Source organism: Negativibacillus massiliensis (assembly GCF_900148495.1).
Classification (GTDB): domain Bacteria; phylum Bacillota; class Clostridia; order Oscillospirales; family Ruminococcaceae; genus Negativibacillus; species Negativibacillus massiliensis.
Genome location: NZ_FTRU01000008.1, coordinates 1,605,731 through 1,618,436 on the forward strand (window position 1 = coordinate 1,605,731; position 12,706 = coordinate 1,618,436).

Annotated in this window: 10 protein-coding genes; all 10 read right to left on the bottom strand. The window is 45.2% G+C overall.

The annotated features are described in order from the left end of the window. Window positions 1-100: 100 nt before the first annotated feature. Entirely contained in the window at window positions 101-1,174 is a 1,074-nt protein-coding gene (locus BQ5375_RS13590; protein ID WP_022133660.1) for a Gfo/Idh/MocA family protein, read from the bottom strand. Window positions 1,175-1,529: 355 nt separating this feature from the next. Continuing rightward, window positions 1,530-2,843, bottom strand: a complete 1,314-nt coding sequence (locus BQ5375_RS13595; protein WP_076918201.1) for a nucleotide sugar dehydrogenase — start codon at window positions 2,841-2,843, stop codon at window positions 1,530-1,532. Further along, the gene (locus tag BQ5375_RS13600; protein ID WP_076918074.1) at window positions 2,833-4,152 is read right to left on the bottom strand and encodes an oligosaccharide flippase family protein; all 1,320 of its coding nucleotides are present in this window, start codon (window positions 4,150-4,152) and stop codon (window positions 2,833-2,835) included. Before BQ5375_RS13600 ends, BQ5375_RS13595 begins: the two co-directional genes overlap by 11 nt. A gap of 40 nt (window positions 4,153-4,192) precedes the next feature. Continuing rightward, complete coding sequence (locus BQ5375_RS13605; RefSeq protein ID WP_022133657.1) at window positions 4,193-5,503, bottom strand: O-antigen ligase family protein; 1,311 nt, start codon at window positions 5,501-5,503, stop codon at window positions 4,193-4,195. Between the two features lie 75 nt (window positions 5,504-5,578). Continuing rightward, the gene (locus BQ5375_RS13610) at window positions 5,579-6,781 is read right to left on the bottom strand and encodes a glycosyltransferase (RefSeq protein WP_022133656.1); all 1,203 of its coding nucleotides are present in this window, start codon (window positions 6,779-6,781) and stop codon (window positions 5,579-5,581) included. Window positions 6,782-6,793: 12 nt separating this feature from the next. Beyond that, entirely contained in the window at window positions 6,794-7,936 is a 1,143-nt protein-coding gene (locus BQ5375_RS13615; RefSeq protein WP_076918075.1) for a glycosyltransferase family 4 protein, read from the bottom strand. Window positions 7,937-7,988: 52 nt separating this feature from the next. Further along, on the bottom strand, window positions 7,989-9,254 hold the full coding sequence (locus BQ5375_RS13620) for a glycosyltransferase family 4 protein (protein WP_076918076.1): 1,266 nt from the start codon (window positions 9,252-9,254) through the stop codon (window positions 7,989-7,991). A 38-nt stretch (window positions 9,255-9,292) separates the two neighbouring features. Then, window positions 9,293-9,976 carry a sugar transferase gene (locus tag BQ5375_RS13625; RefSeq protein WP_235850019.1) on the bottom strand — a complete coding sequence of 228 codons (684 nt, stop codon included), beginning with the start codon at window positions 9,974-9,976 and terminating at the stop codon, window positions 9,293-9,295. Between the two features lie 9 nt (window positions 9,977-9,985). Continuing rightward, on the bottom strand, window positions 9,986-11,185 hold the full coding sequence (locus BQ5375_RS13630; RefSeq protein ID WP_022133652.1) for a DegT/DnrJ/EryC1/StrS family aminotransferase: 1,200 nt from the start codon (window positions 11,183-11,185) through the stop codon (window positions 9,986-9,988). A gap of 66 nt (window positions 11,186-11,251) precedes the next feature. After that, entirely contained in the window at window positions 11,252-12,703 is a 1,452-nt protein-coding gene (locus BQ5375_RS13635; protein ID WP_022133651.1) for a hypothetical protein, read from the bottom strand. Window positions 12,704-12,706 lie beyond the last annotated feature (3 nt).

Genomic DNA, 12,706 nt, shown 5'->3' on the forward strand with positions numbered 1-12,706 from the left:
CAAAACCCAAGCGCGAAACAGGGTCCAGCTTCAAGCTGGCGGCGAAGCTGAACACTTTTCTTTTGGCTCCACCTTTTCTTTTTAGCAAAGAAAAGGTGGACTAGAATTCACCTTTCATATCGATGCTTGCAAAATCGGTCAGCGGCAGTTTAACTGGTTTTCCTTCTTTCTGGCTCTTGTAGATGGCAAGTACCAGTTCCAGAGCATTTCTGCCTGCATATGCATCCACATACGGTTTGCGGTCATGCTCGATTGCATCGATTACATCTGCATACAGGCTGGTATGACCGTTTCCATATACGTTGCTGGTTGCTTCCTGAAGACCTTTGTTCTTCTGATCTTCTTCGCCTTCATCCGCAAAATCCCATACATCGATGTTGTTGGTGGATTTTCCGCCCAGTTTTACAGTACCGTTCTCACCAAAGAGATATAAGGTTTCTTCCAGATTCTTTGGATAAACGTTAGTTGTACCTTCGATGGTAGCAACTGCACCATTTTTGAATTTTACAACTGCCATACCGATATCTTCTGCTTCCAGATAATGATGGAACTGCTGTCTGGTAACACCGTATACTTCATCAATCTCGCCGCCCATCATCCAACGCAGCAGATCAATGCCGTGGATGCACTGGTTCATCAGAGCGCCGCCATCCTGTGCCCAGGTTCCTCTCCATTTTGCCTGATCGTAGTAATCGCGGTTGCGGTTCCAACGAACATGGATGGAACCATGAGAGAGTTTACCAAAGCGTCCTGCTTCCAGTGCTTTTCTCATCTGCTGAACCGCTACATTAAAACGGTTCTGATGGCAGGCAGAAACCTTGACGCCTTTTTCTTCACTGCGGCGAATGATCTCTTCTGCATCTGCAATACTCATTGCCATTGGTTTTTCAATAATAACATTGACACCATGGTCGATGCAGTACAAAGCGATTTCTGCATGAACACCGCTTTCAGTTGCAATGCCGACCAGTTCTGGCTGTTCCTTTTCGATCATCTCTTTATAATCGGTATAGCGATGGATGGATGCATCGTGATTGAGTTCATGCTTTGCAAGCAGATTTTCCATCTGCTGCGGCACAACGTCGCAGACTGCTGCAAATTCCAGATGATTGTTGAGTACTGCCTTGATATGATTGGTTGCGATTCTTCCGCAGCCGATTAAAGCATATTTCATCCTGATCTTCCTCCTTGCAGGCCCAGCCTGCTTCTGTTTTTCTCAAACGAGAGTCATATTAGACTGCCTGCAGCGCAGGCAGGGTACTGACGTACCACAGCACCGAAACTACAAACTGCCCCGATCGCTTTTTATGTTTTAGTTGTTTTGGGATATTTCGCTCGTTGCGACGAGCGCCCAAAGACGCTGTCTTCGGAATCTGTGAGCTTTTTGTAGAAAAGCAAGTTGGAAAACAAGTTTTCAACTACCAAAAATTTTTGTTTTCGCTTCCATGCCACTTATTTTGGCGCCGTAGGCGAACACTTTTCTTTTGGCTCCACCTTTTCTTTTTAGCAAAGAAAAGGTGGATAGCCTGCTACAGAACTTCGATGTTTTCGCGGTTTGCGATGTTCTTCATTGCATTCTTGGTATCGAAGATCAGTGCTGCATTCTTCTGTACCATATCATAGTCGATATTGGTATGTGCAGTTGTGATCATAACCAAATCTGCTGCTTTGAGGACATCTTCGGTCAATGCAGGAATGCTCTGACGGGTCTGACCATTGTGTTTGTATTCTTTTACCCATGGATCGAAGAAGGTAACTTCTGCACCCTCACGTTCGAGTACATCGATAACCTTCAGAGCCGGGCTTTCACGGTAGTCGTCGATATCCTGTTTGTATGCAACACCCAGAACCAGAACTTTGGAACCGTTCATTGCTTTCTTTACTTTGTTGAGAATCTTAGCTGCACGGTCTACACAGTATTCTGGCATCTTATCATTAATCATCATCGAGCTTTCGATCATGGATGTATGGAAACCATACTCTCTTGCTTTCCAGGAGAGGTAGTATGGGTCAAGTGGAATACAATGTCCGCCAAGACCTGGACCTGGATAGAATGCCTGGAAGCCGTATGGTTTTGTCTTAGCAGCGTCAACAACTTCCCACATGCTGATACCCATCTCGTTGCAGAGCATGGTCAGCTCGTTTACCAGACCGATGTTGATGTTGCGGTAAGTATTTTCCAGGATTTTTTCCATCTCTGCAACTGCTGGGCAGGATACTTCGTAAACTTCACCTTCCAGAACAGCACGATACATTGCAGCGATTACTTCGGTAGCATCTTTGCCGATTGCACCTACTACCTTTGGAGTATTTTTGGTTTTATAGATGAGGTTTCCTGGATCGACACGTTCTGGGGAGAAGCCGAGGTAGAAATCCTCACCGCATTTGAGACCGGAACCATTTTCCAGAATTGGTTTGATCAGCTCTTCGGTAGTACCTGGGTAGGTTGTGGATTCCAGAACAACCATAGTACCTTTTTTCAGGTATTTGGAAACAGCGGTTGCAGAATCACGAACATAGCTGATATCTGGCTGCTGATGAGAATCCAGTGGAGTTGGAACACAGATTGCGATAAAGTCAACATCTTTTACAAAGCTGAAATCGGTGGTAGCAGAAAGCATACCGCTCTTTACAATCTCAGCAAGGTCGCTGTCTACAACGTCACCGATGTAGTTATGACCTGCGTTGACCATATCTACCTTCTGTGGCTGTACATCAAAGCCGATTGTTTTGAAGCCAGCTTTTGCCTTCTCAACAGCCAGAGGCAGACCAACATAGCCCAGTCCAACAACTCCGACAACGATTTCCTTATTTTCTATCTTGCGGAGCAATTCATTTTTCATCATGGTTAATCTCTCCTATCTGTGATTTGCATATATTTCTTAAATGAATGTTCATTATAAGCCCTGATAAGAAGTAAACAACAATCAGTGCGATTGCTGCGCCATAGATTCCCAGCATCTTGACCGCTGCAATGTCGATCACTGCATGGAGAACCACGAAAACAATGTTGATTTTTAGGTTAAACTTTTCTTCTCCTGTTACGGCAAGAATATTGCCCGAGAGCCCGCGGAATACCGCCTGGATCCACGATGCCACCAGGAACATCCGCACCAGACTAACTGCACCCATATATTCGGGTCCCGCAAAGATGAACAGGTAAAGTTTTGCAAAGATAAACAATCCTAAATGGAAGATTGTCATAACAACACCGTTTATCAGAAACAGCTTTTTATAGCTGTCCCAGATCCAGCGTCTATCACCAATATGCTGGATAAAGTACGGCAGGATAAATACCAGAAGCGCTTCCAATAAGAACAGCGAGATGGACAGGATATTTGCTGCTACTCGATATTCTGCCAGCAGCTCCTTGTCCTTTAACAGCTGTCCTACAATGAAGGTTTCATTGTAGCTCATAACCGTTGAAGTCGCAGACGCAGTAAGCATTACTACGCTGAATCGAATTGCTGTCTTCGTTTCTTGCCAGCTAAGTTTCACCGCCTTAACCTTCATCATCGGCAGATCTCGGATCAACAGATACCCCATTATTACGCACAGTCCCATGGAAATATATTTTCCAATCATAACGCCAGTAACGCCCCACAGCACTGCAAAGACAATCTGGAAGATCATCAGCAAAAAGGAGTAGGTGAAGTTATAGACCGAGTAGCGCTGATTCTGAAAAGTTGCACGCAGCAAAAGCTGAATGTCAGTAAATAAAAAGTATAGGATTGGAAGACACGATGAAATAACTAATTGGAACTTTGCACCTTCATACGGAAATGGAATCACCAGATATGCTACCGTAGTAAACACAACTAACAGGATATCTGCAATAATTCCTACCTTTAGTGAGGTCACAAAGTATCCTTTTTTGACCTCGTCATCACTCTTCTGTGCACAGAAACGCAGAGTTGCCTGGGTGATACCGATTCCATTAAAGAGCATGACATAACTTTGGATGTTGTTTACATAGGTAAGCAATCCATAGTCAGCTTTGGACAAAAATCGCGGCAGGAAAAATACCGAGACAAATCCTGCAATCTTTGCCAGTGTGGAACCGGCAATAATGTGGAAAAAACCTTTTTTGTGCAAGGTAACGATTCCATCCCAGAGCTTGTCCCAAAGCCCCATGATCTGCTGTTTTTTCATTCCCACATGATCTTCCTTTCACGGGTTGTCACAGACCGATTTAACGGATATACTGCGAAGAAAATGCCGGTAAAATCGGCTCTTTCTCTTCTCTCTTGGTATGTTCTCCAACCAGAACCAGCAAAGAAGGTACCAGGAAGAACAAAATTTCAATCAATGGCTCATTATATCCGGCATTTACCGTAATCTGTGCATAATAAAGAACAAATACCGCAAAGTATAAAAATCTTCCCCTGCGGTCAAGCAGTTTTTCAATTCTTGCAAAATTGACAATCAGGATGCTGTGGAACAGGATACTTCCCACCAGTCCATAGTAAGCCAGATAGTCGCACACAATCGAGTGCCCGCCAACAATCTCCCGCGGGTTCTCCACTGTCTTTAAAACAAGATCTCCAATTCCAAATAATGGAGCAGTTAAAAATGTTTTTATCGAGGTCATGTACAGGTCGATTCTGGTTCCTGCATCACTTCCTTCGGTGATTCCACTGCCGCTCAGAAGATTACCAACTTCCATAAAACGAAGCTGCATCTTCAGACTATCGGTATTCTCCGCAATAAAATAGAAAATCCGGTAAAGGTTTGGCACAACTACCAGCGCTGCAAGGCAACATGCCAACAGGATCGCCGTAGTTACACCTCCGCTTTTTGGCAGTCGACAAAGAACCAGAAGACAAAAGCTGAACACAAACAAAATCGCAAAGGAATAGTTGGACATCACGATGACCAACAGTCCCAGCAGTACGGTCAGCCCCCACCCGATCGTCTCAAACAGTTTGGGGCGATAGTACCAGATGATTCCCACAATCGCTACCGTAAACATGGTCAGCGAGTAAATGTGCTGATATCCTCCGGTAAAGGGACTTGCAAGCGGTCCGGTCAGTTCCGGGTTTCCGTTTGCAAGCAGTCTCGATACATCTGGATTCTGGCGGAGCGCAAACACAGTTCCAACATTAATCAGCAGATAATATCCCGTCGTCACAAAGCTGAGAAGTTTTAAGGCGAAGCGATCCTGTAATGACCCGTAATACCAAAACAGAAGATAGAAAATCGGCATCAGAAGATGATGGAACGGAAACTCCACATGCCCCAAAACAGCATAAACCGCAAGCAGTACCGGCCATCCAAAGCTTAATAACATCCCTGGATGCAGCACCGTTTTCCAGAAGTGTATCCAGTCAGAGGCCATTGCAAAACAGGCCCAAAGTACAACCACTCCCGCATAGAGCGCCCAGTTATATAAAAAAGATTCCGGGTTGATTCCCCACAGCAATACAAAAGCTGCGCACAGCTCGCGCGGAAGATGCAAAAAGCTGTATCCTTTATTTTCCCGAATATAGCTTGACTTTGGCATGTCCTGTTCAAACCTCCCCTCTACACTTCTACCCATTTTATATTGTAACACCTATTTATGGAATTATTTTTAAATTTAAGCAAAAACTCCTTGCAAAACCTCATCTTTTTGTTCTGCAACCTTTTCATACTGTTTCATCAAAGTTGCTGCAACTGCCTGAGAGGAATAGTTTTCCCGTATCTCCTGTGCAATTGCCGCACGATTATAATAACCATTATTACAGTACATCGAAAGCAGCGCTTTTGCAAGTGCATCTACATCGTCCGGATCTACCATGATTCCGTTATGCTCATTCACAAAGCACTCCGGTCCGCCGCAGCGGGTCGCAATGACAGGGATTCCGCAGGACAGTGCTTCCAGGTACGCAACACCAAATGTTTCGGATACCGATGCCATAACAAAGCAGTCACACTGCTGCAGGCGATGGGCGATTTCTTCCCTTGGACGAAGTCCCAGCATCTCGATGCGTCCATCCATGTTCAAATCGGTAATCAGTTTATGTAAAGAGGCTTCTTCCTCTCCCTGTCCGCAAATGGTAAGGGTAACTTTCGGACAATCCCGAAATGCTTTTGCAAATGCTTTGATCAGGACGTCCATTCTCTTGATCTTGCGAAGATTTCCACAGCTGAGGAAAGAAAACTCGCCGCCTTCTTCCTCCATCTCTACTTCTTCTCGCAGCGCTTTCTGGCGCTCGTGTTCATCGCTGTAAGAAAACAATTCGGTGTCCACCATATCCGGCACCCACAGAACCTTTCGATGGCTATGTTCTTCCATCTTCTGTGCAAGAGCAGGACTTACCGCGATCAGGCAATCTGCCTGCTGAAAAGCGGTTTTTGCTGCCTGCTTAATGTCAGACGGCAGAGTATCCTGATTGACAAGCGAAGAATGCTCGGTTACAACAAGCGGAACGTGTTCCTGTTTTTTCAGCTCCGCTGCAAGGTATGCATAATCGGTAAAATGGGCATGCAGCACATCCGGACGGCCAAATTCCCGGACAGCCCGACGATACAACATCTTTAATCCCCATTCACCGATCGGATAAAAAATCTTCTTTGGAATGTTGCCCAGAGGAATGCTTAAAACCCGCACCTGTACGCCGTCACGCTCAAAGGAGGAAAATCCCCATTTGCGCACTCTGCGCACCGAGCGCAGATCCAGCGCCAAAAACACGACCTTGCATCCTGCCTGAGTCAGCGCACGTGCCTGGTCAAATTCGAATACACCATAGGTGGAATACTTCTGTGTCGGAACCCCTCGGGATAATAGAAACGTTAACATAGAAAACCTCTTTTAAGATAACCCTTTCTGAAGCTTTTTATAGAGTGCAAAAAGCTTTTCTTCCTCGATACCCCAGTTATATTTGTTCAGTACCGCAGCTCTGCCGTTTTCTCCCATTTTAAGGGCAGTCTGTTGGTCAGATAATACATCCTGAATGGTTTTAGCGATTGCATCCACATCCGCCGGATCCACCGCTACACCAAAACCATCCTGCTGCACCGATTTTCTCATAAACGGATAATCAGAAACGATAACTGGCAGTCCTGCTGCCATATATTCATAGACCTTTGTCGGGAAATTATCCAGACTGGAATATTGCCCTACATTCAAAATGGTGGACATTCCGATGCTCGAACGCGCATATACCTTTGCAAGCTCCTGCCTTCCCAGATATCCCAGATATTCTACACAGGAATACTCCGGCATCTGTTCCAGTTCTTTCTGATAAGCATCGGAGGAATACTTTCCTGCCAGAATCAGTTTTACACCCGCTTTGTGGGCAGCTTTGATCAGATGGGTGATTCCTCTCTGGTAGGTAAGGCTTCCTGTACAGCAGATGGTCTTTCCATCCTTCTGTTCCTGTCCGCACTCCTCTGGAGAAAGCATCTCGGACACCATAACTGCATTGGAGATGATGACCGTTTCCTTTGCTCTGCCCGCAAAGATATCCACGCCATTCTTGGTGCACGGGAACAATACAGCATCAAACTTCTTAACCGCATGGGTCTCATACGCTTTATATACGCCGGAGATAATCTTGCGGAGGAAGACCGGAATCCATTCCTTTTCCATAATCTGGGTCGGATAGTCTTCGTGGCTGTCAAAGATTACTTTTTTCCCTTTGCGCGCAAGTTTTACTCCATATGGAAGCAGCTCCGGATCATGAAACTCATAAATATCTGCATCCACTTCCAGAGCTTTTTGATAAACTGTCTTCGCTCCAAAAAGCATTCGTTTGAGTCTCGACGAGCTGTCCACCGGTACCTGAATAATCTGCACACCCTTTTCGGTTGTAGTTCCTACCGAAGAGGAATCCTTTGCTTTGACTACAAAGGTGACATCGTATCCTTCTCTTGCAAGTGACGCACACTGCTTGTGAAAGATACGGGTATCGTTTGGCGCATGTGCGCTGGAAAAATGGCAAACTTTGGTCATACCTTGTCCCTTCCATTTTGTAATATCAAGTAATTATTATACCTATTGTATCTTATTTTGTCTGATTTTGACCAACCGCGTTCTCAAGAATCGCAAGAAGATGATTGGTCAATTCCCTGTAATCATAATGTTCTGCTGCAGTTCTTGCATTTTTGCAGATCTGTTCATATTCTTCTTTTGGCATGTTGGCAAAACGAAGAACCTCTTTGCACAGCGTTTCGGTATCCTGTGTTGGTAGAGTAATTCCTGCCTGATAGCGTTCAATCAGGTCGTAGCTGACTGTCAGGTCAGACAATACCGGCCGACCGCTTGCAAAATAATCAAACTGCTTGTTCAAACTGCACCCAAACCGCATGATACCGGTCTGTTTAACATGGTTGATGTTGAGGTCAGAACGAGACAAAATAAACGGAATATATTTTTTCTCCACCTTGCCTGGGAATTTGATATTATCAAGTCCCTTTTCCTGACAAAGCTTGATCAGTTCTTCTCGCTCGGTTCCATCTCCATAAAGCAGGAATTTAATCTTATCTTCACCATGTTTCTTCATGTATTCCGCCATCTCGACAATCTTGCCAAGGTTATTTACCAGGCGGATGGAACCGGTATAGACTACCTTAAAGGTTTCGTCATCCAGCAAATCTGGATCATCTAATCGGAAAGTTTCACGGTTTCGGTCAAATTCTTCCAAATCCACGCCGTTATTGAGATTATCAATCTTATCAAGGCTGACTTTTTTCTCCCAGCCTTTTTCCCGAATGTAATCCTTTCCGCCTTCCATTGTAAAGATCAGACGGTCAGCATTTTTGTACAGCCATTTTTCCAGCTGATACAAAGCCAGAATAATCGGATTTTTCCGGGACATACCTTTATATTCGACAATGGATTCCGGCCAGATATCGCGAATTTCCACCACACATGGAACCTTCAGCCTTTTTGCTGCAATCAAAGCAGAACCTGCTGCAAAAATTGTCGGTGCAGAGGTGTAGATTACATCCGGTTTCTCTCCGTTTTTCGCAAAATGTTTTACTGCTTGTTGAATTCTGACAGGGAACTCCAACATGTTATAGATTCTGGAAAGACCGTTTCCACTGTAATCTCTTGTTTTCAGGAAGGTATATGGCACACCGTCCATCTCTTCTTCCTTGTACAGCGAACCATCCCGAATCATATTGATGTTGGTGTTGTGAATCTCACTTGCGGTAAAGATTCTCACCTGATGGCCCATCTGTCTGAGAAACTTGGAGAAATAATAATGGCGCACGAGTCCTCCCATGGACGGTGGAATCGCATAGTGGTTGATAATCCAAACCCGCATAAATCTCTCTGACCTCTTTTACTTGTTTTTATCAAAAGTTATCGAACTACCGCAACAACGGTATCGATCATTGTCTTAAAATCCTTCCAGAGCGAAAACTCCAGAATACTTTTCAGGTTATATTCCATCTTGCCCGGCAGCACCTGCTCCACGTAGGTTTTGTCGGCATCCTGTGCATTTTCCAGCAAACGGTCCTCATCCTTGTACTGGATGGATGCCTGTGAGGTAACCCCAGCCGGCAAGAGCAGGGTCGCCATCATTTCCGGCGTATACCGGGAAACGTACTTTGGAACTTCGGGACGGGTGCCCACAAAGCTCATTTCTCCCAGCAGGATATTAAACAGCTGCGGCAGCTCGTCCAGACGACATTTGCGCAGGAGATGACCCATTCGTGTAATGCGGCTGTCTCCCTTTACTGTAACCTGGGTTCCCAGCTGCTGGGCATTTTGTACCATCGTCCGGAATTTGAAGATGCGAAACTCTTTTCCGTACTGGGTAACGCGTACCTGACGAAACATTACTGTTCCGGGCGAATCAAGCTTGATTGCAACTGCCAGAATCAACATTACCGGCGAAAGCAGGACGATGAGCACACAGGATAAAATCAGGTCAAACATCCGCTTTATAATCAACTGCGCTTTTTTTCTGCACAGCGCTTCATAGTATGGGCGAACCGCCTCGGTCCGAAATTCTCTGGGAAGCTGTCCCCACGGTTTCAGCAAGGTGTTCACCTACCCTCTCAATACTTTTGCAAAGCAATCCAGTACATACTCAACCTCTTCATCGCTCAGGCAGGTATGAAGCGGCAAAGTAATCTCATTGTGATACATCTGGTATGCATTTGGATAATCCTTGATATCAAAACCAAGTTTCTTGTATGCGGTGTGCATTGGCAGCGGTTTGTAGTGAACATTGGTTGCTACTTCCAGCTCTGCCATTTTGCGGATAAATTCGTTTCGGTATGCTTCGTCTTTCCCTTCCAGACGTACCAGATACAGATGACCGCTGGAAGCAAAGTCTTCACCGTAATGCTGAAGCACCTGAACCGGCAGGTTTTCCATCACTGCATCATACTGTCCGATGATATTGCAACGGCGCATCAGAAGCTTTGGATAACGACGCATCTGTGCAAGGCCGATTCCTGCCATAATGTCGGTCATATTGCATTTATATCCCGGCATTACGATATCATATTCCCATGCACCCAGCTGTGTTTTTGCCAAAGCATCCTTGGACTGTCCATGCAGGGAAAGGAGCATGTAATTTTTATAGATTTCCTCGTTATCAATTCCGTCGATATCTCTCCAGACAACTGCTCCGCCTTCTGCTGTGGTAAAGTTCTTAACAGCATGGAAGGAAAATGCAGTAAAGTCAGCGATTTCGCCGCACATTTTTCCGTGACGTCTTGCACCAAATGCATGTGCTGCATCCGCTACGACTGCAACTCTTCCCAGAGCCTGCTGGATTTTATTGTCGGATGGAGTGAACAGTGCTTTTTTCTTTTCGACAATCTCGAAAATTCGGTCATAATCACAGATAACACCGGCAATATCAACCGGAATCACTGCCTTTGTCTTTTCGGTGATTGCTGCTTCCAGTGCATCGTAATCCATCTGATAGCCGTCTTTCTGACAATCGACCAGTACCAGTTTTGCTCCAACATGGCAGACAACGCTTGCAGATGCAGTATAGGTGTACGCACAGGTGATAACCTCATCCCCAGAACCTATTCCTAGTTGATGCAGGGTCAGTTCCAATGCTGCGGTTGCGGAATTTAAGCAAACCGCTTTGGAAGTGTGGCAGAACTGTGCCACCTGACGCTCCAGTTCTTTGGTCTTTGGTCCGGTGGTAATCCAACCGGATTTTAATGCAGCAACAACCTCTTCAATCTCAGCTTCCCCGATGTCTGGTGGAGAAAACGGAATCTTCATAACCGATTCATTCCTTTCGTTATTGTCCGATCATTTCTATTTACTTTAAGGAAAGATTTCCTTTCATTATTCTGCAAGTAAAATTCCAAGAATCTTTTTGCCCGATTTTTCCAGACGGATAATCTGGCGGTTAATTTCGCTGATCAAGGAAACGCCGCTATGCTCTACCAGAATTACAGCATCTGCATCCAGCACTTTCTTCATCGACTCTGTCTCTTCCAGCATTGCCGGACATGCCTGATAGCTTACATCTGCATCTGAGCACTGTTCCATTCTGCCGCAAAGAGCAGTGATTTCTTCGTCTTTTCTGGTGCTGACAACTGCAACCGTCATCGGAACCTTCTGTCCTTCTGCAAGTGCTTTGACCGAAACTGCAGTATATTCAGCTGCCTTGTCAGCACTTTCAAAATTCTGACGCAGAGCGTTTCCTTCCAAATTATCGATCAGCTTATAAAAGAGTGGACGGCGTTTTTTCTTGGTGCCGTTCACAACAGCAAACAGTTCCAAATTATACAGTTTTGCTGTCTGATAAGCTCCTTCCAGACGATTGTCTGCAAGGTAAGCAAGCAGAACCCACAGGCAGATAATGATACCGCCCAGAATACCGCCGATAATTCCAAACAGAATTGCTTTTTTCACCACACTCATCATCGAGAAGGTTGGCTCAACCGGCATATCGCGTTCGAGGGTTGCAAGCTCTGCCTGATTTGTTTTAATGGTTTCTTCCAGCTCAGCCATTTCTTCTCTGGTTTCTTTGTGCAGATTTTCCAGCTCCTCATCCACAACAACCATGGTGGAATCGGAAAGAACGGTGGTGGTGTGTTCTGCAATCACATTGCCCAGATTTTCCTTTAAGTAGTTAAAAACATAGCTTGTAATGTTTGAAGCTGTTTGCTCATCCTGTGCACGTGCACGGATTACCACAACGCCGGCATTGCCATCGCTGTGTTTTACTGTTACATTGCCGACACTGTCCTTAATCTGGGTGTCACCCGCACGCTCAATGGTCAATAGCTCGTCGATGTATTTGACATCCACATCTTCTCCAAGCAGGCTGCTGACTTCTTCATACAATCCGGCACTGCGATAAGCATCACAATATGCACTTACAATTTCACCGGTCTTGTTTGGGTTCTGATAATACTGACTTGGCGCAATCTGATAACCGGTATCTACATAAAACACCAGTTCGCTGACTGCTTCATTATAAGGATCCAGATTATAGTAGATGCTGTCTTCGGTATATTGTACCAAATCGTCCAGCTGTTTCTGGCTGTCATCGATGGTGTCACGCAGTTTCTGAGTGGAATCATTATATTCATCCAGCTTGATCTGATAATCGTCCAGCTGTTTCTGGCGGTTTTCGCTGCTGATGGCACGATAACCGCGCATCGCTCCATAGGCTGCAAACACAACTGCAAATGCCAGCGCGACAATAAAGATTCGTTCAAATCGTTTGAAAAAAAGGATCAATACATCCTTAAAGGTTACTTCTTTTCCCTGAATTCCCTGGTGCATCCT

Excerpts from the sequence above, each read along its gene's own strand:
- BQ5375_RS13635 (WP_022133651.1), bottom strand. The coding sequence starts at position 12,703 with ATGCACCAGGGAATTCAGGGAAAAGAAGTAACCTTTAAGGATGTATTG.
- BQ5375_RS13590 (WP_022133660.1), bottom strand. The coding sequence starts at position 1,174 with ATGAAATATGCTTTAATCGGCTGCGGAAGAATCGCAACCAATCATATC.
- BQ5375_RS13610 (WP_022133656.1), bottom strand. The coding sequence starts at position 6,781 with ATGTTAACGTTTCTATTATCCCGAGGGGTTCCGACACAGAAGTATTCC.
- BQ5375_RS13630 (WP_022133652.1), bottom strand. The coding sequence starts at position 11,185 with ATGAAGATTCCGTTTTCTCCACCAGACATCGGGGAAGCTGAGATTGAA.
- BQ5375_RS13620 (WP_076918076.1), bottom strand. The coding sequence starts at position 9,254 with ATGCGGGTTTGGATTATCAACCACTATGCGATTCCACCGTCCATGGGA.
- BQ5375_RS13605 (WP_022133657.1), bottom strand. The coding sequence starts at position 5,503 with ATGCCAAAGTCAAGCTATATTCGGGAAAATAAAGGATACAGCTTTTTG.
- BQ5375_RS13595 (WP_076918201.1), bottom strand. The coding sequence starts at position 2,843 with ATGAAAAATGAATTGCTCCGCAAGATAGAAAATAAGGAAATCGTTGTC.
- BQ5375_RS13600 (WP_076918074.1), bottom strand. The coding sequence starts at position 4,152 with ATGAAAAAACAGCAGATCATGGGGCTTTGGGACAAGCTCTGGGATGGA.
- BQ5375_RS13615 (WP_076918075.1), bottom strand. The coding sequence starts at position 7,936 with ATGACCAAAGTTTGCCATTTTTCCAGCGCACATGCGCCAAACGATACC.